Consider the following 17555-nt stretch of genomic DNA (forward strand, 5'->3'; position numbering starts at 1 on the left):
TCCTATGCGCATTGTGATTCTGGGGTCCGCATACCCTTTAAGGGGAGGAGGGATCGCTTCTTTTAACGAACGACTGGCATCCCACTTTCAAGAATTGGGGCATGAGGTGGATATTTACTCATTCACTTTACAATATCCCAACTTTCTGTTTCCGGGCAAATCCCAATTCTCCGATGAACCGGCGCCACCCGATCTGAATATTAAAACGAAAGTTAATTCGATCAACCCTTTGAACTGGTTTAGGATAGGAAGGGAACTCCGGCAGGCTCGATATGATCTACTTATCGTCCGTTTTTGGATGCCGTTTTTTGGTCCCTGCTTAGGTACAATTCAACGACAGGTGCGAAAAAATAAATACACCAAGATCGTCTGTATTGCGGATAACATTATTCCGCATGAACAGCGTTTTGGAGATAAATTTCTGATCTGCTATTTTTTGAAATCTGTGGATGCCTGTGTCACCATGAGCAAAAGTGTACTCGCTGACTTAAAGATGTTTAGTCCACAGATGCCAGCTGTTTATACACCTCATCCTTTATATGATAATTATGGTCTTCACATGAGTAAAGCTGAGTCCCGCAAGTTGCTCAATATTCAACAGGAGGATCGTGTTATTCTATTTTTTGGGTTTATTCGACAATATAAGGGCCTGGATCTATTACTGGAAGCCTTAGCGGACGCCCGGGTTCGGGAACTAAATATCAAATTACTATTGGCCGGGGAGTTTTACGGAGACCCAACACCTTATATGGCACTTATCCAAAAATATAATTTGGAGGATGTGATTTACATGCATACTGATTTTATTCCCAATCAGGAGGTTGGCCGGTATTTCTCGGCTGCTGATTGTGTTGTGTTGCCTTATCGAACTGCAACACAAAGTGGAATTACGCAGGTTGCTTATCACTTTGATTTACCCATGATCGTGAGCAATGTAGGCGGTTTGCCCGAACTGGTACAAGACGGCAGCGTAGGTTATGTCGTTGAACCCAATGTGGGCAGTATCGTTAATGGAATCGTATCTTTCTATCGTCACGATAAGGAAGCTCAATTCCGCACAAACATTCTAGACGAAAAGAAAAAATATAGCTGGGACACCTTTGGAAATGAGCTTCTTAAACTAGTCGATTGATACCCGGAAATAACGAAAATATCCCGTGCTATTGCTGTTTTTGAAATCGCATTTTAAACACCTGAAAAATGTGTGTAAGTGAATTTATTTGTATATAAAGGCAAATTTATCTAAGTTTGGAATACTGAGAAAAAAACTAAAAAGAAGGAGAGATTTTGTTGCCGTTTACACAGAGTAGTTTAACAAAGATAGAGGAGTTTTTTAAAGAACAGGGCTTTAAAGTAAGGTATGAAAAAGGTTCATTCCGCACCGGGGCCTGCATGTTGCAGGCAACAAAGGTTGTAGTCGTGAATAAGTTTTCCAATCTGGAGATAAAAATCCAGTCCTTATGGAATATTTTATTGGAAGTGGAAATTGATTCAGAGGTTATTTCTGAAAAACTTTTCCCGATTTATGAAGAGGTATTGAAATCAAAGACAATAGTTTGAGAATAACATTTTTAGGAACCGGAACATCACAAGGGGTACCCGTTATTGCGTGCCAATGTCAGGTCTGTCAATCTCAGGACAAACATGATAAGCGATTACGTTCTTCTATACTTATTGAATATAATGATCATACGCTTGTGGTCGATACCGGTCCTGATTTTCGCTATCAGATGTTGCGTGAAAAAGTACTGCATCTGGATGCCGTATTGATGACACATCCGCACAAAGATCATATAGCCGGGCTGGATGATGTACGGGCGTTTAATTATCAGCAGCATTCTTCCATTGCTATTTATGGGACAGCAGCACTTCATGAAGCCCTAAAACGTGAATTTTACTACGCCTTTACTGAAATTAAATATCCCGGAGCTCCGCGATTGGATTTAGAAGAAATAAAAGCAGGGGAACCATTATTTCTATTTGGAAAAGAGATTATGCCGCTCGAGGTATTGCATTATAAAATGCCTGTGCTTGGATTTAGGATAGATGATTTTGCCTACATTACCGATGCGAAATTTATCTCCGAAGAATCCAGGAAGTTACTGAAAGGTGTAAAAATTTTGGTCGTCAATGCACTGCAAAAAGAATCCCATATTTCCCATCTAACCCTGCAGGAGGCAATAACATTTGCAGAGGATATTAATGCTGATAAGACCTATTTTACACATATTGGGCATCGAATGGGTTTACATGCGGAGGTGTCGGAAGAACTACCGCCCAATATTTACCTCGCTTACGATCGATTGCAGATCAATCTTGACGAATCCATTTAATATAAAACTTTAGTGCATTTCTTGTTGTTATACCTATATAAAACAGAATAAGGTATTAAATTATAAAAGAAATGGGAAACTTATTGTACATCATCGCCGTTATTTTAGTGATCATCTGGGCGATCAGTTTTTTTGGAGGTTATGCAGCCGGAAACAACATTATCCACATCCTTTTGGTCATTGCAATTATTGTCGTGCTGTTGCGCGTCATTCGGGGTAACGCATAATCAATTCACTATTTAATCAGGTTCAAATAAAACTGGGCAATTTGTAGATCTTGTGGATAGGTGATTTTAATATTTTTAGCATCGCCTTCAACAATAGCAATGCGATTGCCCAGTTTTTCGACCACTGAGGCATCATCTGTAAACAGAGGATCCTCTTTTTGGCAGTAGGCTCGTGTTAGCAAGTCAGCATGGAATACCTGAGGAGTCTGTACCAACCAAACCTGATTTCGATCGACGGCATTATTTGATGTACTGTTGCCGGTCCGGACCGATTCAATACTCTTTTGCGCTAGGACAATGGCTTGATGTTCGTATGCCCCCTGGAATGCCTGAGCAATTAAAGAACTAGAGACAATGGGACGGGCACCGTCATGGACGGCAATATAATCATTTGTTCCTAATTCAAAATTTTTCTGGATATACTCAAGGCCATTTTTTACACTTGCGAAACGAGTATCACCGCCAAAAGCCAAATGAACTGGCGTGCGATAATGCTGTTTTAGACATAAATCTGTCCAGAATTGCTCCATTTCTTTGCTGATGACCAAGATAATCTCCGAAATCGCTGATGACTGATGAAAATGATCGATGGTATGCATAATCACCGGTACACCGTTTAAATCAAGAAACTGTTTCGGTAAGTCGCTGTTCATACGACTCCCGGTTCCGGCGGCAACGATAATGACAAAGTTCATAGACAGATATGGCGTGTTTTTATTTAAAAAAACGTGGATAGTTTACAAGCTACCCACGTTTCAAGCTATTTTTTAATCTATTCTGTTTAGATGATCAACATCGCATCCCCGTAGCTGTAGAATCTGTATTTTTCTTTTACAGCAACCTCATAGGCATTCATTACATTCTCATATCCCGCGAATGCTGCGATCATTACCAATAACGTAGATTCCGGTGTATGGAAATTGGTAATCATTGAATTTGCAATGCTGAAATCATAAGGAGGGTAGATGAACTTACTTGTCCAATCTGAAGCAGCCTTTAAGTGATGATCTGCGGACACAGAGGATTCAATCGCACGCATGGATGTGGTTCCAACAGCACATACGCGACGTTTATTGTCAATTGCCTTGTTCACTACTTTTGCAGCTTCATCTGTAATAATGAATTGCTCCGAATCCATTTTATGTTTAGTCAAATCTTCCACTTCGACAGTACGGAAGGTGCCAAGACCCACATGTAATGTAACTTCGGCAAAATCCACACCTTTAAGTTCCAAACGCTTCATTAATTCACGGGAGAAGTGAAGGCCGGCTGTAGGTGCTGCAACAGCGCCTTCATTTTTGGCATAAATAGTTTGGTAACGGAATTTGTCCTCTGGAGTTGCTTTACGTTTGATATATTTAGGAAGTGGCGTTTCACCCAAAATCTCAATGTTGCGACGGAATTCTTCGTCGGTACCCTCGAATAGGAATCTGATTGTACGTCCACGTGAAGTCGTATTGTCAACAACCTCGGCGACCAATAGGTCATCATCACCAAAATACAATTTGTTGCCAACACGGATTTTACGTGCGGGATCAACCAATACATCCCAAAGACGAAGCTCGTTGTTCAATTCGCGTAACAAGAAAACTTCAATCGTAGCTCCAGTTTTTTCTTTATTACCATATAAGCGCGCTGGAAAAACTTTTGTATTGTTTAATATCATGACGTCTTTATCGTCAAAATAGTCCAATACATCTTTGAAAATTTTGTGTTCAATTTTACCAGTATCCCGATGTAAGACCATCAAACGCGATTCGTCACGATTTTCAGAAGGTTCAGAAGCAAGTAGTGATTCTGGTAAGTTGAATTTAAATTGAGATAACTTCATCTTTAATGATATATATATTAATGTCTGCCTTTCAGTGCATTACAGTGCACTAAATACTAGGTTGCAAAAAGCATACAAAGTTATAACTTTTTTGGGTATCAAAAGGCCTTATTTCTAATTTATACATATATTTTTATTGATTTTGACATTAAATCAAAACTATATTGTATTTTAGAATGCAATTATGTTATTCCTTCGATTAATATTGGAAAGTTGTCAGTTTGCGTTTTCGGCATTAAAGGACAATCGTACACGTACCTTGCTTTCCTTGCTGGGCGTGACCATCGGTATTTTTACCATTATAGGTGTGTTTTCAGCGGTAGATACCCTACGAAATAATATTGAGGAATCTGTCAAGAAGATCGGCAGTAAGACGCTTTATATCGAAAAATGGCCCTGGGATGGCGGCCCCAATTATCCTTGGTGGAAATATTTGAATAGGCCCGAACCTACCTATAATAATTACCAGGATTTAAGAAGTCGTATGACCACGGCCGAGTATATGGCGTATATGATCAATATCGGCAATACGACGATTAAATATAAGAACAATTCGGCCCAAGGCTCTTCCGTAAATGCAGCTACCTATGAAAATCTATATATCCAAAACTTAAATATTGTTGACGGTCGATACTTTGCCGAAAGTGAATCCAGAAGTGGCGCTCTTGTAACAGTATTAGGAGCCAACATCGCAGAGGGTCTTTTTCCAAATGAGGAGCCCGTAGGGAAGTATATCAGTATGTTGGGCAGAAAGATTCAGGTTATCGGCGTGTTAAAAAAAGAAGGTAACGGTGTATTGATCAATACATCGCCTGATGATACGGCTTTTATTCCTTTTGAATTGGCCCGCAATCTCGTCAATTATGATAATTTCTCGCCGAGTATAGCCATGGTGATCAAGTCGAATTATACCTTGGGGGAGGCGGAAAGTGAAGCAAAAACATTGATGCGTTCGATCCGTCGCATTGCCCCGCAACGTGAAGAAAACTTTTCCATTAACCAGACAACGATGATTACGGGCGCTTTGGATCAGCTTTTTGGTATCATCAATCTTGCTGGTTTTTCCATTGGTATTTTTTCTATTTTAGTTGGTGGTTTTGGTATCGCGAATATCATGTTTGTCAGCGTCAAGGAACGAACACATATTATTGGAATCCAAAAAGCATTAGGCGCTAAAAACTTCTTCATCTTATCGCAGTTTCTCATTGAGTCTATCGTGCTTTGTTTACTAGGGGGCGGGATAGGTCTTGTCGTTGTTTATTTTCTGGCTTTTATCGTTCAATTGGCTACTGGCGTGGCCATTGTTGTCAGCTTAAAGATGGTTATTCTTACGGTTTCTCTTTCGACCTTTATTGGCCTAATATCAGGGATAGTTCCGGCTTTAATGGCCTCGCGTTTGGATCCTGTCGAAGCAATTCGTAGTAAATAAACTTGTCATGGAAAAAAAAGTCCAAATTTCGATATTGAATGGATTTTGGCTTTTGATTTTTGCTTACAGCTGTACGCTGATGGCGGAAATTACTTGGCGCTACCACAGTTTTGCATTAGATGCAAATTTTCTCATGATCAAACAAACTGAAATTGAGGAGCTTTGGTGGTATAAGTATGCCTTTTATACCCATGTCTGCACCGCAATCCTTGCTTTGCCCGCTGGTTTTACCCAATTTAATTTAGGTTTACTGAAGAAACGCCCCCGACTACACCGGACGATCGGCTACATGTATGTCGTCAGTATTTTGGCATTTGCAGCACCTTCTGGTGCTTTGATTGGCTCTGTCGCCAACGGCGGGGTATTTGCAATCATTTCATTTGAGCTGCTCGCACTGGGATGGTTCTATTTTACATGGCAGGCAGTGCGTCTGGCAGTTCACAGAAAAATTAATCTTCACCGTGATTTTATGCTGCGGAGCTTTGCCCTGACCTGTTCAGCACTTACATTACGCTTTTGGAAGGTGATTTTGGTCTATCTCTTTCATCCCAATCCGATGGATCTTTATCAGATTATCGCCTGGTTGGGCTGGGTTCCTAATTTATTACTTGTAGAGTTTATTATTTATCGAAAAAATCATAATTTACAAAACCATTATGGTCTGCCCGACTTATAAATGGTATGAACTCATTTATTTAATAAAACAAATTATAATAAAATGAAAAGGAATATTTATTTATTGTTAGCGCTTTCTGCCCTGATCGGTTGTAAGGATAGAACAAATAAAAAGGCCCTTGAGCCTAAAGCAAAAGATTCCGTTGTTCTCGAGCGTGAAGCGCATCAGGAGCTTTATGGCAATTGGGTGGGCGATTTTGTGATCGATGAAAATTTACTTGAAGATGGAGAGGGCCTTCCAACGACGGATTATAATCCAAAAATAAACCTGACCATAAAAAAAATTACCGATAAAGGGAATGTTTTTGGTCAGAATGTGGTCAAAGGGAACCTACGTTCGCTGACGGGGAAACTTGAGGGCGAGGGGAATGCCATGCAGCTACTGTTAGATGAACCTGGGGATAAAAAATCAGATGGTCGTTTTGAAATAAAACTGAGGGATGATACATTGATCGGTAACTGGGTTGCCTATGACCAGAGCGTAAAAATTAAAAAAAGAAATTTCAAATTATTAAAGAAACAGTTTGCCTATAATCCCAATTTGATGTTAAATAATCAAGATGAGGAATATGGAACTTTGGTCGATTGGATCAATTCGAAAAAGAAAGAAGCGACAGATCAAGACGGTGATTCGACTTATACCTATGTGATGGAATATTATCGGTCTGCATCCCCAGCAGTATTCAGTATAAATGCCTCTAAACAAAAATTGGCAGAGAAAGACTTGAAAAACTTAAAAAAATTAGATCTGGAGATTATCCGAAATACGATTTTTGCACGGCATGGTTATGCATTTACTAAACCTTCTATTCGTCAGTTCTTTGATCCGGTAGATTGGTACGTGCCGGTTTCGAAAGATGTAAGTGCGGAACTGAGTCCGTTGGAAAAAGATAATATTGCTCTTCTCACGAGATTTGAGAAGTATGCGACCGATAATTATGATACGTTCGGAAGGTAATTTTCCTATGGATTTTATGTCTGATTCAGAAGCGTAAAAAAGCGGTCGTACAAGGTGCGGCCGCTTTTTTTTATTTTTTCAATTCCACAAAATTATACCTGTTCGGTGCGGATGGAAACAGCATTTTTATGTGCTTGTAGTCCTTCGAGCTCGGCAAGTATTTCGACCGTAGATCCGATTTGTTGAAGTCCGGTCTCATTGATATGCTGAAATGTTATTTTTTTTACAAAAGAATCCACGGAAACACCGGAATAGGACCGCGCGTACCCGGATGTCGGCAATGTATGGTTCGTGCCTGATGCGTAGTCACCGGCACTTTCTGGGGTAAGGTGTCCTAGGAAGACCGAGCCTGCATTACTGATATGACGTGTCAGGGATTCCCATTGATCCGTTTCAAGGATAAGGTGCTCCGGAGCGTATTCATTTGAAAACTGAATGGCCTCCTGGAGGTTGCCAACCGTGACAGCATAGGAGTTTTCAATTGCTCTTGAGGCAAGTTCCTTGCGTGGCAAAACCGTTAATTGTGTCACGAGTTGCGTATTAACGGCATCTACTATAGCCGTGGAAGTCGCAACTAATACGGCCTGACTGTCTGCTCCGTGCTCTGCCTGTGCGAGGAGGTCCGCCGCTACGAATGCGGGGTTGGCGGATTCGTCAGCGATGACAAGTACCTCAGATGGGCCGGCAGGCATATCTATACTAACATTCGTTAATCCTTGTATGATTGACTTTGCCTTGGTGACAAACTGATTGCCAGGGCCAAAGATTTTGTCGACTTTCGGAATAGATTGCGTACCGAACGCCATGGCTGCCACCGCCTGTGCGCCACCAACAAGGTAGATCCGCTTAATATTGAGTAATTTCAAACAATAAGCGACAAATCCATTAATCTTTCCATTGGATTGTGGCGGTGAACAAACTACGATTTCCTTACATCCCGCGATGCGAGCCGGGATACCCAGCATCAATAATGTGCTCGGCAATACTGCAGAACCTCCGGGGATATACAGGCCTACTTTTTCAATCGGACGTATTTCCCGCCAGCATTTTACGCCCGGCATTGTCTCGACCGTGCGTTCTCTTTTAAGCTGCGTGCTATGGAATCGGTGGATATTCTGGAATGCGATTTCCAAAGCGCGCTGTTGGTCGCGCTGTATGGTTGCCGCTAGCTCATCTATGTCATCCGCATCCAAAAAGAGTTTGTCAAGCTGTACTTTATCAAATTTTTCGGCATACTCACGAAGTATAGTGTCACCTTGTATGCGTACCTGTTGAATAATATCCTGGACGACATCCTGAATTGCGTTGTTCGGGTCTGTATTCCGGGCAACCAGCTGTCGTCGTTCCTCTTCTTTTAAAGATTGGTAATCATATTTTTTTAACATGGTCGTCAGAATCGGTCAAGTTTAAAGAATGATTTTTTCGATTGGCATCACAACGATACCCTGTGCACCCTCAGCTTTTAATTTGTTGATTTTATCCCAAAAATCGTCCTCCGTAATAACTGTGTGTACGGCTACCCAGCCTTCTTCAGCCAATGGAACTACAGTTGGACTTTTTACACCATGTAATAGTGAAGTGATTGCGGGTAGGTTTTTCTTCTCTACATTCAAAACCACATATTTGGTCTCCTTGGCAAGCAGAACTGATTCGATGCGTTGAACTAATTCGGCCAGGATTGCGTTTCCTTCGAGCCCTTTTCGTCCAACCAAAATTGCTTCCGAATTTTTGACATCTGCAAAAGGTTTTAAGCCATTGCTTTTCAATGTTCCACCTGTGGAAACAATATCACATATTGCGTCGCTAAGCCCCAGACCGGGTGAAATTTCAACAGATCCGGATATCAATCGTATATCTGCGTTGATTTTGTAATCGTCAAGAAAATTTTTAAGAATATTAGGGTAAGAGGTCGCGATTGCTTTGCCGTTAAGGTCTTTGATGTCCTGAATGGAACTATCTTTCGGTATCGCTAGTTTTAAGGTGCATTTTCCGAAGCCAAGGCGTTTAATATATTCTACTTTTGATTCGGTTTCATCGATGATATTTTCACCTACAATACCAAGATCAGCTATTCCTTGTTCGACATATCCCGGAATATCATCATCTCTGAGAAATAATATTTCCAGGGGGAAGTTGCCCACAGTAGTAATTAAGGAGCTTTTGTAGTTTTCGAAATCTAAACCACAGTTTTTCAGTAATTGAACAGATTTTTCGTTTAACCTACCCGATTTTTGGATAGCAATTTTAAGATTTTTCAACGCTTTATAAATGTTAGCAGTAAATTATTAATAATAAGAAATCAAACAAGAGGGAAGGTATTCTACGTAAGAACACATTAAATTAACATATCGCCACAATGGCGATGATGCAAATGAAAATGATGTACGTAGGTATAGACCATGTTTGTATTAATAACTGATAGCAAATGTATAGTAAATTAATGGGAAATACAAAAATATCATTTTAAAAAGTTTAAGGATCCAGGCTGTGGCGGTTTAAATCGCTAAAATTTCTGCCTGTTTTCTATAAAGTTTGAAACATAGACTGACAACTCTTAGAAAATTCCTTATTTTTAACAAATGAAGTCTTTTTAAGTTTCCATTGCCTATAGGCCGAGCTGGGTAAGGAACCGCAAGCATCAGCGATATGATGACTTCAATAGTTATAGTGCCATGCATAGTTTTACTGTGTTAAATGAAGTAAAGTATAATAAAGAATCTGTATAGATGAAAAGAATAGCATTTATTTTAGTAAGCTGGATGACCTGTCTGTCTGGTTTTACGCTGGCTCAGGAGAGGCCAGCTTCTACATTAGATATCCGTATTTTGGAGTCTATTGCCGAAACAAGAACCGAGCCCCAGACACAAACTTTTAAGGTGCTTTCTGATATCAATAACTATGTGCAGGTGGCTGTACCCGTAGGCCTATTAGTTGCAGGCGCTGTTAATAATGACAAAGCAATGCGTCAAAATGCACTTTACGTAGCGAGTAGTACCGCTGTAACGGCATTAGTTAATGTGGGAATAAAACATTTGATCAAACGGAGCCGGCCATTTAAAAAATATCCAAACTTTATATCCGTTCGCACAGCCAGCGGCTATTCTTTCCCTTCCGGGCACACCTCATCAGCATTTGCGACAGCTTCCGCATTATCCCGTGCCTATTCAAAATGGTATGTTGTTGCTCCTTCATTACTCTGGGCTTCTAGTGTTGGCTATTCCAGAATGTATTTGGGTGTGCATTATCCTACAGATGTACTGGCTGGTGCAGTGTTAGGAGCAGGCTCTGCTTTTGCATTGGATGGATTAAGAAAATAAAATAGAAATTTGTTTAAACGAATAATTGATGCAAGTTATTAGAATATTGGTGGTGGGCTGTGGTAATATGGGTGCTTCTCATGCCAAGGCTTATCATGATCTAGAAGGATTTGAGATCGTTGGTCTGGTTGCTAGAGGTGATAGCAAAAATAAACTTAATGCGGAATTAGGTTCCGAATACCCTTTGTTTGAATCCTACGAGTCCGCATTGGAACAAACAAAACCTGATGCTGTCTGTATTGCGACCTATCCGGATACCCATAAGGACTACGCGATTAAGGCTTTCGAATCAGGCGCTCATGTTTTCATTGAGAAGCCCTTGGCGGAGGATGTAAGCTCAGCCGAAGAAGTCGTGAATGCTGCCATAAAATATGGTAAAAAACTGGTGGTAGGATATATTCTGCGTTACCACCCTTCGTGGATTAAGTTTATCGAGGTCGCAAAGACTATGGGAAAACCTTTGGTCATGCGGATGAACCTCAATCAACAAAGCCATGGTTACATGTGGAATGTTCATCGCAATCTGATGTCAAGTCTGAGTCCAATTGTTGACTGTGGTGTTCACTACATTGATGTGATGTGTCAGATGGCGGGTGTTAAGCCGGTACGTGTTTCGGCGATAGGTGCCCGACTCACTGACGATATTCCGGCGTGGAACTATAATTATGGTCAGCTCCAGTTGCATTTTGAGGACGGGTCTGTCGGTTGGTATGAAGCCGGATGGGGCCCTATGGTGAGCCAAAATGCATTTTTTGTAAAAGACGTTTTCGGCCCCCGGGGATCGGTGTCCATTGTAGCAGACAAAGCTAGTGACGAAGGCAAATCGGATTCGGTCGCAGCGCATACGCAAACAGAAAGTTTAAGGGTGCATTATGCTGATTTAGATCAACGCAATGAATTTATCAAAGGAGATGAATGGATAAACTTGTCTGATGAACCAGATCATCAGGAATTGTGTAACAGGGAGCAACGCTTCTTTCAGCAGGCGATTTTAGCGGATCTTGACCTGTCTTCTTCCATGGAAGACGCCATCAATAGTTTACGCATCGCGCTCGCTTGCGATGAGGCTGTGAAAACCCGGCAAACGGTATTATTATAGTTTTCATTTCATTTAGGTGTATTTCTTTTTTTTACCCCTTTTGCAAAAAATAGCGGAATAAAAAACAAATAAATAAAAAATATGAAGGAAGGATAGGCTTTTTGGTCTATCTTTTGTTATTTAGCTACATATTTATCAGTCTTATGCAGAATTTATTCAAAGTAGCGTTGTTGTTCGGCTTGTCCATTCCTATAGTACATGGACAGGATAAGCAATGGCAGATGGAGTTGGTGTTTAAAGGGGAGATTTCTCCTGAAAAATTTGAAAATGAGATTCCTGAATTTGCGAAAGAGTTTTATGAGCCTTTTCTAAAAGGAAAGATGGCTTATAAGAATGTTGAGATCTTAGCCGATGCCGATTATTCTTCTGCTGTGATTAATCAAAAGGAGCATGCTATTTTGAATAGAAAATTGGCAAAAACATATTCTTTTTCGGCAGGGGACGATATTGTCACGGCGGAATCTTATCACCCATCCTATAAAATTGTGAGCAATAGATTGAAAGAATCTGAAGGTCCCTATGTATGGATGCAAGATCTAGGTGAGATTGAAAATGTAGCTGGAGTGACCTGTAAAAAAGCAAAATTATTTATCAAAAATCAGGCAGATTCGGCTGAAGCCACCGTTTGGTATTCGGAAGCGGTACCTACCTATTATATGACCGCTTTTTCGTTTGTCAATGATCTTCCGGGCGCTGTGCTAAAATTGTCGTTAGGTGCAAATGCTGATTTGGGTTTCGAGACAACTAAAGTGGCTAACGTGTCCGGTACAAAAGATTTCCGATTGCCTCAGGATATTAAAGTTGTTGATATTTCAGGTGATGGTCCTGTGGAGGGTGGCGACGATGTGAGTTTATTTGAAGATACTTTTCCTTTGGATAGATCGCTTAAATGGGTCATGGTGAAAGATAAGGAAACGAATGATGAATATTATGGGATAAAGAGCACAACGGGACAGGAAGTGCTATCCTGTTCACTTTTTTCCTTGGCTTATTTTAATGATCAGACTGCCATCGTTTCAGATAAGGATAATTACTTCTGGCTACTGGATAAAAAGGGGAATAAAGTGAACAAAACCGGGTTTGACTGGCTCACTCCAGCAACGGAAAGATTGGCTATTTTTCAGAAAGATGGAAATTTTGGACTCGTTACACAAGAAGGGAAGGTTTTACTGGATAAAAAAGAAAACATAAGCAAGTTTTTGGGTAATTATTTGATGTTTTCAGAAGAAGGAAAAATAGGATTATTGGATGAGCATGGAAAAATTATTGTTCAGCCTAACCTGTTATTTTTGGATGTAGACAGTGCCGGTAAAGTTCTGGTACGGGATAAGGAAGGAGAGGAGACAAGAACGCTTGAATTTGAGGAATTTATAAAAGAATATGTGAAATAATTTAGAGTTTATTGAGATAAACAGCTGTCAGTTATGACAAAAAAAGCATTCAATGTCGATGATTGAATGCTTTTTTTTGTAATCACTATTTTTATATTCTGTTTAAGGAATATTCAGAAATTTGTGTGTCTGTAGGGAGATGTCCCATTTCGGATTTTCTTTGACGTAGTCAATAATGGACGGGGTCATTTCTTTGGATTTGGACCATTCCGGCTGAAGGTATAATTTGCAATTCGGACCGACCAATTGTGCATATTCTTCTCCCCAGGCAAAGTCGCTTTTATTGAAAACGATCACTTTGAGCTCTCCGGCTGCATCAAGAACGTCTTTTCTTGGTGCTTTGAATTTTTTTGGAGACAGGCAGATCCAATCCCATTCTCCACTTAGAGGATATGCGCCGGATGTTTCGATAAAAGTTTTTATTCCAGCAGCATGTAGTCCCTTAGTGAGGTAATCCAAATTATAGATCAATGGCTCTCCACCTGTAATAACAACTGTTTTAGCGGGATATTTCTTGGCATTTTCAATAATTGAATCTGCCGCTGTAAGCGGATGGATAGATGCATCCCAGCTTTCTTTTACATCGCACCAATGGCAGCCCACATCACAGCCACCCAATCTGATGAAATAAGCAGCAGTCCCGGTGTGGAAACCTTCCCCTTGGATGGTGTAGAACTCTTCCATCAAAGGTAATCGTGTTCCGTCTTCTGGTACTTGATTCGACATAGTTAAAATTTGAGTCTGCAAAGGTAGTAAATATTAATGATACGCTCAATTTAAACTGTTGTTTTCAGTGGAATTCATGTCATTTTTATGGGGTTGAAAATTGAGCGGTAATTTTGGTGTTTTTTGTGGAAGCGCCGCTTTTTGTTTTCTTTTCTCAGTTAGGTGTTACCAGACGAAGGATTGCTTAAAAAGGGACAAGAGATCATAAAAAAACTGTTTATTACCAGAAATTTTGCTAAATTTGTTTCACAATTTATTTATTGAAAACATAAGTGTAATAACATAATTGTACATGTTGTTTTGTGTTTTCTATTTTTTAACAATATAAAGATCATAGTTGTAAATGATTAAAATTACACTACCTGATGGTTCCGTTAGAGAATATCAAAAAGGAATCACTGCAGCGGAAATTGCTTTGTCAATTTCTGAAGGGTTAGCGAGAAATGTTCTTGCTGCTGAGGTGAACGGTGAAGTATGGGATTCTGCCCGTGCTATTGAAGAAGATGCTAGCGTGAAGTTGTTGACCTGGAATGACACAAAAGGAAAATCTACTTTTTGGCATTCTTCGGCTCACTTGCTCGCTGAGGCACTGGAAACATTGTATCCGGGAATTAAATTCGGTATTGGACCGGCAATCGAAACAGGTTTTTACTACGATGTTGATTTTGGTGATCGCGAATTTTCTTCGGATGACTTTAAGGCTATCGAGGACAAAATGTTAGAACTCGCCAAACGCAAAGAAATCTTTGAACGTAAAGCCGTTTCTAAATCGGATGCTTTAGCCTATTTTACCGAAAAAGGGGATGAGTATAAGCTGGATCTGATCAAGGATCTGGAAGATGGAAAGATTACTTTTTATACCCAAGGTGAGTTTACTGATTTATGTCGTGGACCACATATTCCAAATACTGGATTTATCAAGGCCATAAAACTGACTAATGTTGCCGGTGCATATTGGCGGGGTGATGAATCCCGGAAACAGTTAACACGTATTTATGGTGTAACTTTTCCGAAAGCATCGGAGCTTACCGAATATTTAAAGTTCATTGAAGAAGCAAAGAAACGCGACCACCGCAAATTAGGTAAGGAGCTGGAGCTTTTTGCATTTTCTGAAAAGGTGGGTGCTGGATTGCCTTTATGGTTGCCAAAAGGAGCTGCACTGCGTCAAAAACTAATTGATTTCTTGCAAAAGGCACAGTTGAAATCGGGGTATGAGCCAGTCGTAACGCCACATATTGGACACAAACAATTGTATGTGACTTCTGGTCACTATGAAAAATACGGTGCGGATTCCTTTCAACCGATCAAAACACCTATTGAAGGTGAAGAGTTTTTGTTGAAACCGATGAACTGCCCGCATCACTGTGAGATCTATAAGGTAAAGCCGCGTTCGTATAAAGATTTGCCGGTTCGTTTTGCCGAATTTGGTACCGTGTATCGTTATGAGCAATCCGGAGAGTTACATGGGTTAACACGGGTACGTGGGTTTACGCAAGATGATGCACACTTATTCTGCCGACCGGATCAGGTAAAAGATGAGTTTAAAAAGGTAATCGATCTGGTTCTGTATGTATTTGGTGCTTTAGGGTTTAATGACTATACTGCACAGGTGTCGTTGCGTGATCCTGAAAACCGTACTAAATATATCGGTACTGATGAGAACTGGGCTTTAGCCGAATCTGCGATTATTGAGGCTGCTGAAGAAAAAGGTCTGCCAACTGTCGTGGAATATGGTGAAGCGGCTTTCTATGGTCCGAAATTGGACTTCATGGTGAAGGATGCCCTGGGACGTAAATGGCAGTTAGGTACTATTCAGGTGGACTATAACTTACCTGAACGTTTTGAATTAGAGTATACTGGCAGTGATAACATGAAACATCGCCCAGTAATGATTCACCGTGCGCCATTTGGATCGTTGGAACGTTTTGTAGCCGTATTGATCGAACACTGTGCGGGACAATTTCCGTTATGGCTTGCGCCTGAGCAATTTATCGTCTTGCCAGTGTCAGAAAAATACGAAGAATATGCGCAAAATGTTTTGAATTCGCTAAATAATTCCGATATTCGCGGACTGATAGACTTACGTGACGAGAAGGTGGGCAGAAAAATCAGAGACGCCGAGGTGAAAAAGCTTCCTTATATGTTAATTGTAGGGGAAAAAGAGGTGGAAAATGGCACAGTTTCTGTACGTAAACATGGCTCAGTAGAATTAGGAACTATGACTGCTGACGAATTTAGAGATATATTAATTAAGGAAATAACCGTTTAATTTTTAAACATTTGGCATTAAAAAGACCCGGTGGTCCAAGACCACCAATGAGAAAGAAAGAACCAGATCACCGCATTAATGAGTTAATCAAGGTACCTGAAGTACGTTTGGTAGGAGATAATGTGGAACAAGGAGTTTACCCTACACGCAAAGCGTTAGAGTTGGCTGATGAGTTGGAACTTGATTTAGTGGAGATTTCGCCAAATGCTGTACCGCCGGTTTGTAAGATTATCGACTACAGTAAGTTTGTTTACGAACAGAAGAAGAAACAAAAGGAAATCAAAGCTAATGCAAAACAGACTGTTATCAAAGAAATTCGTTTCGGACCTAACTCTGGTGAACATGATTTTGATTTCAAATTGAAACATGCGATTAAGTTTCTTGAAAGTGGTGAAAAAGTACGTGCGTACGTACACTTCAAAGGTCGTGCTATCGTACACAAAGATCAAGGTGAGATCTTGTTGTTACGCTTCGCTCAGGCACTGGAAGATTACGGTAAAGTAGAACTTTTACCAAAATTAGAAGGGAAACGTATGTTTTTAACAGTAGCTCCAAAGGCTCCTAAAAAATAATAAGAATTCTAACAGATTGATATAAAATTTATAAGTATTATGCCAAAAGTTAAAACCAATTCCAGCGCAAAGAAACGTTTCAAATTGACTGGAACAGGTAAAATTGCAAGAAAAAACGCTTTCAAAAGCCACATCTTGACAAAAAAGAGCACAAAACGTAAACGTAACTTAACACAAACAAGTTATGTATCTGATGGCGATATGGGCAACGTTAAACGTATGCTTGCTATCGGTAAATAAGTTTTATTCGATTTTATTTAATAATAATTTTTTAACCGGGTATAAGGTTGTAAGTTCATTGAAATACATGACACCTTCTACCAAACTAATTTTAAAAATATGCCACGTTCGGTTAACGCAGTAGCTTCTAGAAGAAGACGCAAAAAAATCCTAGGCCTTGCAAAAGGTTACTTTGGATCACGTAGCAAAGTTTATACTATTGCTAAAAATACAGTAGAAAAAGGTTTACAATACGCTTACCGCGATCGTAAAACCAAAAAACGCGAGTTTAGAGCTTTATGGATTCAACGTATCAACGCTGGAGCTCGTCAACACGGAATTTCTTATTCCCAATTGATCGGTAAATTAAACGCTAAAAACATTGGTTTGAACCGTAAGGTTTTAGCTGATTTAGCTTTAAATAACCCAGAAGCTTTCAAAGCAGTTGTAGACGCAGTAAAATAGAGTTTTTAATCCGCTGTCAATTTGTTAGAGATATTAAAGGAGCC

General features: G+C 40.1%; 19 protein-coding genes. 14 read left to right on the forward strand and 5 right to left on the reverse strand.

All coding sequences use genetic code 11. The features are described 5' to 3' along the window. Positions 1 to 4 precede the first annotated feature (4 nt). The 4 genes from B4G94_RS17815 to B4G94_RS17830 all read left to right on the forward strand — a co-directional run bounded on the left by B4G94_RS17815 (position 5) and on the right by B4G94_RS17830 (position 2560). Positions 5 to 1132: a glycosyltransferase gene (locus B4G94_RS17815; protein ID WP_286860590.1), complete on the forward strand. Its 1128-nt coding sequence runs from the start codon at positions 5 to 7 to the stop codon at positions 1130 to 1132. A 155-nt stretch (positions 1133 to 1287) separates the two neighbouring features. Beyond that, positions 1288 to 1560: a hypothetical protein gene (locus B4G94_RS17820; RefSeq protein WP_104382585.1), complete on the forward strand. Its 273-nt coding sequence runs from the start codon at positions 1288 to 1290 to the stop codon at positions 1558 to 1560. Then, entirely contained in the window at positions 1557 to 2333 is a 777-nt protein-coding gene (locus B4G94_RS17825; RefSeq protein WP_108632275.1) for an MBL fold metallo-hydrolase, read from the forward strand. Before B4G94_RS17820 ends, B4G94_RS17825 begins: the two co-directional genes overlap by 4 nt. A gap of 71 nt (positions 2334 to 2404) precedes the next feature. Next, on the forward strand, positions 2405 to 2560 hold the full coding sequence (locus B4G94_RS17830; RefSeq protein WP_104382583.1) for a lmo0937 family membrane protein: 156 nt from the start codon (positions 2405 to 2407) through the stop codon (positions 2558 to 2560). 8 nt (positions 2561 to 2568) lie between these two features. Here B4G94_RS17830 and B4G94_RS17835 read toward each other — a convergent pair whose 3' ends face one another. Both B4G94_RS17835 and queA read right to left on the reverse strand, forming a co-directional pair. Beyond that, positions 2569 to 3255 (reverse strand): 2-C-methyl-D-erythritol 4-phosphate cytidylyltransferase, encoded by a 687-nt coding sequence (locus B4G94_RS17835; protein ID WP_286860594.1) that lies wholly within the window; start codon positions 3253 to 3255, stop codon positions 2569 to 2571. Between the two features lie 86 nt (positions 3256 to 3341). Next, positions 3342 to 4391, reverse strand: a complete 1050-nt coding sequence (gene queA, locus B4G94_RS17840; protein ID WP_108632273.1) for a tRNA preQ1(34) S-adenosylmethionine ribosyltransferase-isomerase QueA — start codon at positions 4389 to 4391, stop codon at positions 3342 to 3344. Positions 4392 to 4575: 184 nt separating this feature from the next. Here queA and B4G94_RS17845 point away from each other — a divergent pair, with 184 nt between their 5' ends. Genes B4G94_RS17845 through B4G94_RS17855 form a run of 3 tightly spaced genes read left to right on the forward strand, consistent with a single transcriptional unit; the run spans position 4576 to position 7453 of the window. Continuing rightward, on the forward strand, positions 4576 to 5820 hold the full coding sequence (locus B4G94_RS17845) for an ABC transporter permease (protein WP_172394580.1): 1245 nt from the start codon (positions 4576 to 4578) through the stop codon (positions 5818 to 5820). A gap of 7 nt (positions 5821 to 5827) precedes the next feature. After that, on the forward strand, positions 5828 to 6496 hold the full coding sequence (locus tag B4G94_RS17850; protein WP_286860597.1) for a DUF2306 domain-containing protein: 669 nt from the start codon (positions 5828 to 5830) through the stop codon (positions 6494 to 6496). Positions 6497 to 6538: 42 nt separating this feature from the next. Continuing rightward, positions 6539 to 7453, forward strand: coding sequence for a YARHG domain-containing protein (locus B4G94_RS17855; protein WP_108632271.1), 915 nt, complete (start codon positions 6539 to 6541; stop codon positions 7451 to 7453). A 92-nt stretch (positions 7454 to 7545) separates the two neighbouring features. On the opposite strand, the gene hisD is transcribed toward B4G94_RS17855, so the two are convergent. Together hisD and hisG are read right to left on the reverse strand one after the other, a co-directional pair. Further along, positions 7546 to 8838, reverse strand: coding sequence for a histidinol dehydrogenase (gene hisD, locus B4G94_RS17860; RefSeq protein WP_286860601.1), 1293 nt, complete (start codon positions 8836 to 8838; stop codon positions 7546 to 7548). Between the two features lie 21 nt (positions 8839 to 8859). Further along, positions 8860 to 9711 carry an ATP phosphoribosyltransferase gene (gene hisG, locus B4G94_RS17865; RefSeq protein WP_165306323.1) on the reverse strand — a complete coding sequence of 284 codons (852 nt, stop codon included), beginning with the start codon at positions 9709 to 9711 and terminating at the stop codon, positions 8860 to 8862. Between the two features lie 468 nt (positions 9712 to 10179). Here hisG and B4G94_RS17870 point away from each other — a divergent pair, with 468 nt between their 5' ends. The 3 genes from B4G94_RS17870 (at position 10180) to B4G94_RS17880 (ending at position 13260) form a co-directional block, all read left to right on the forward strand. Further along, the gene (locus B4G94_RS17870) at positions 10180 to 10770 is read left to right on the forward strand and encodes a phosphatase PAP2 family protein (RefSeq protein ID WP_165306324.1); all 591 of its coding nucleotides are present in this window, start codon (positions 10180 to 10182) and stop codon (positions 10768 to 10770) included. Between the two features lie 28 nt (positions 10771 to 10798). Further along, on the forward strand, positions 10799 to 11869 hold the full coding sequence (locus tag B4G94_RS17875; RefSeq protein ID WP_286860604.1) for a Gfo/Idh/MocA family protein: 1071 nt from the start codon (positions 10799 to 10801) through the stop codon (positions 11867 to 11869). 143 nt (positions 11870 to 12012) lie between these two features. Further along, on the forward strand, positions 12013 to 13260 hold the full coding sequence (locus B4G94_RS17880; protein WP_286860607.1) for a hypothetical protein: 1248 nt from the start codon (positions 12013 to 12015) through the stop codon (positions 13258 to 13260). Positions 13261 to 13362: 102 nt separating this feature from the next. Here B4G94_RS17880 and B4G94_RS17885 read toward each other — a convergent pair whose 3' ends face one another. Beyond that, positions 13363 to 13986 carry a 7-carboxy-7-deazaguanine synthase QueE gene (locus tag B4G94_RS17885; RefSeq protein ID WP_108632265.1) on the reverse strand — a complete coding sequence of 208 codons (624 nt, stop codon included), beginning with the start codon at positions 13984 to 13986 and terminating at the stop codon, positions 13363 to 13365. A 343-nt stretch (positions 13987 to 14329) separates the two neighbouring features. Here B4G94_RS17885 and thrS point away from each other — a divergent pair, with 343 nt between their 5' ends. The 4 genes from thrS to rplT all read left to right on the forward strand — a co-directional run bounded on the left by thrS (position 14330) and on the right by rplT (position 17511). After that, complete coding sequence (thrS, locus tag B4G94_RS17890) at positions 14330 to 16255, forward strand: threonine--tRNA ligase (RefSeq protein ID WP_286860610.1); 1926 nt, start codon at positions 14330 to 14332, stop codon at positions 16253 to 16255. 11 nt (positions 16256 to 16266) lie between these two features. Beyond that, on the forward strand, positions 16267 to 16827 hold the full coding sequence (gene infC / locus B4G94_RS17895) for a translation initiation factor IF-3 (protein ID WP_077435368.1): 561 nt from the start codon (positions 16267 to 16269) through the stop codon (positions 16825 to 16827). Between the two features lie 39 nt (positions 16828 to 16866). Then, positions 16867 to 17067 carry a 50S ribosomal protein L35 gene (gene rpmI / locus B4G94_RS17900; protein ID WP_002993964.1) on the forward strand — a complete coding sequence of 67 codons (201 nt, stop codon included), beginning with the start codon at positions 16867 to 16869 and terminating at the stop codon, positions 17065 to 17067. Between the two features lie 99 nt (positions 17068 to 17166). Then, positions 17167 to 17511, forward strand: coding sequence for a 50S ribosomal protein L20 (gene rplT, locus B4G94_RS17905; RefSeq protein WP_046674462.1), 345 nt, complete (start codon positions 17167 to 17169; stop codon positions 17509 to 17511). Positions 17512 to 17555: the final 44 nt, after the last annotated feature.

This window comes from Sphingobacterium sp. UBA7625, assembly GCF_002484085.1.
GTDB lineage: Bacteria > Bacteroidota > Bacteroidia > Sphingobacteriales > Sphingobacteriaceae > Sphingobacterium > Sphingobacterium athyrii.

What these genes read in the sequence shown, in the direction of transcription:
- B4G94_RS17880 (WP_286860607.1), top strand. Translation starts at nt 12,013, where the DNA reads ATGCAGAATTTATTCAAAGTAGCGTTGTTGTTCGGCTTGTCCATTCCT.
- queA (WP_108632273.1), bottom strand. Translation starts at nt 4,391, where the DNA reads ATGAAGTTATCTCAATTTAAATTCAACTTACCAGAATCACTACTTGCT.
- hisD (WP_286860601.1), bottom strand. Translation starts at nt 8,838, where the DNA reads ATGTTAAAAAAATATGATTACCAATCTTTAAAAGAAGAGGAACGACGA.
- B4G94_RS17870 (WP_165306324.1), top strand. Translation starts at nt 10,180, where the DNA reads ATGAAAAGAATAGCATTTATTTTAGTAAGCTGGATGACCTGTCTGTCT.
- thrS (WP_286860610.1), top strand. Translation starts at nt 14,330, where the DNA reads ATGATTAAAATTACACTACCTGATGGTTCCGTTAGAGAATATCAAAAA.
- rpmI (WP_002993964.1), top strand. Translation starts at nt 16,867, where the DNA reads ATGCCAAAAGTTAAAACCAATTCCAGCGCAAAGAAACGTTTCAAATTG.
- B4G94_RS17855 (WP_108632271.1), top strand. Translation starts at nt 6,539, where the DNA reads ATGAAAAGGAATATTTATTTATTGTTAGCGCTTTCTGCCCTGATCGGT.
- B4G94_RS17850 (WP_286860597.1), top strand. Translation starts at nt 5,828, where the DNA reads ATGGAAAAAAAAGTCCAAATTTCGATATTGAATGGATTTTGGCTTTTG.
- B4G94_RS17875 (WP_286860604.1), top strand. Translation starts at nt 10,799, where the DNA reads ATGCAAGTTATTAGAATATTGGTGGTGGGCTGTGGTAATATGGGTGCT.
- B4G94_RS17830 (WP_104382583.1), top strand. Translation starts at nt 2,405, where the DNA reads ATGGGAAACTTATTGTACATCATCGCCGTTATTTTAGTGATCATCTGG.
- B4G94_RS17845 (WP_172394580.1), top strand. Translation starts at nt 4,576, where the DNA reads ATGTTATTCCTTCGATTAATATTGGAAAGTTGTCAGTTTGCGTTTTCG.
- B4G94_RS17835 (WP_286860594.1), bottom strand. Translation starts at nt 3,255, where the DNA reads ATGAACTTTGTCATTATCGTTGCCGCCGGAACCGGGAGTCGTATGAAC.
- B4G94_RS17885 (WP_108632265.1), bottom strand. Translation starts at nt 13,986, where the DNA reads ATGTCGAATCAAGTACCAGAAGACGGAACACGATTACCTTTGATGGAA.
- rplT (WP_046674462.1), top strand. Translation starts at nt 17,167, where the DNA reads ATGCCACGTTCGGTTAACGCAGTAGCTTCTAGAAGAAGACGCAAAAAA.
- B4G94_RS17815 (WP_286860590.1), top strand. Translation starts at nt 5, where the DNA reads ATGCGCATTGTGATTCTGGGGTCCGCATACCCTTTAAGGGGAGGAGGG.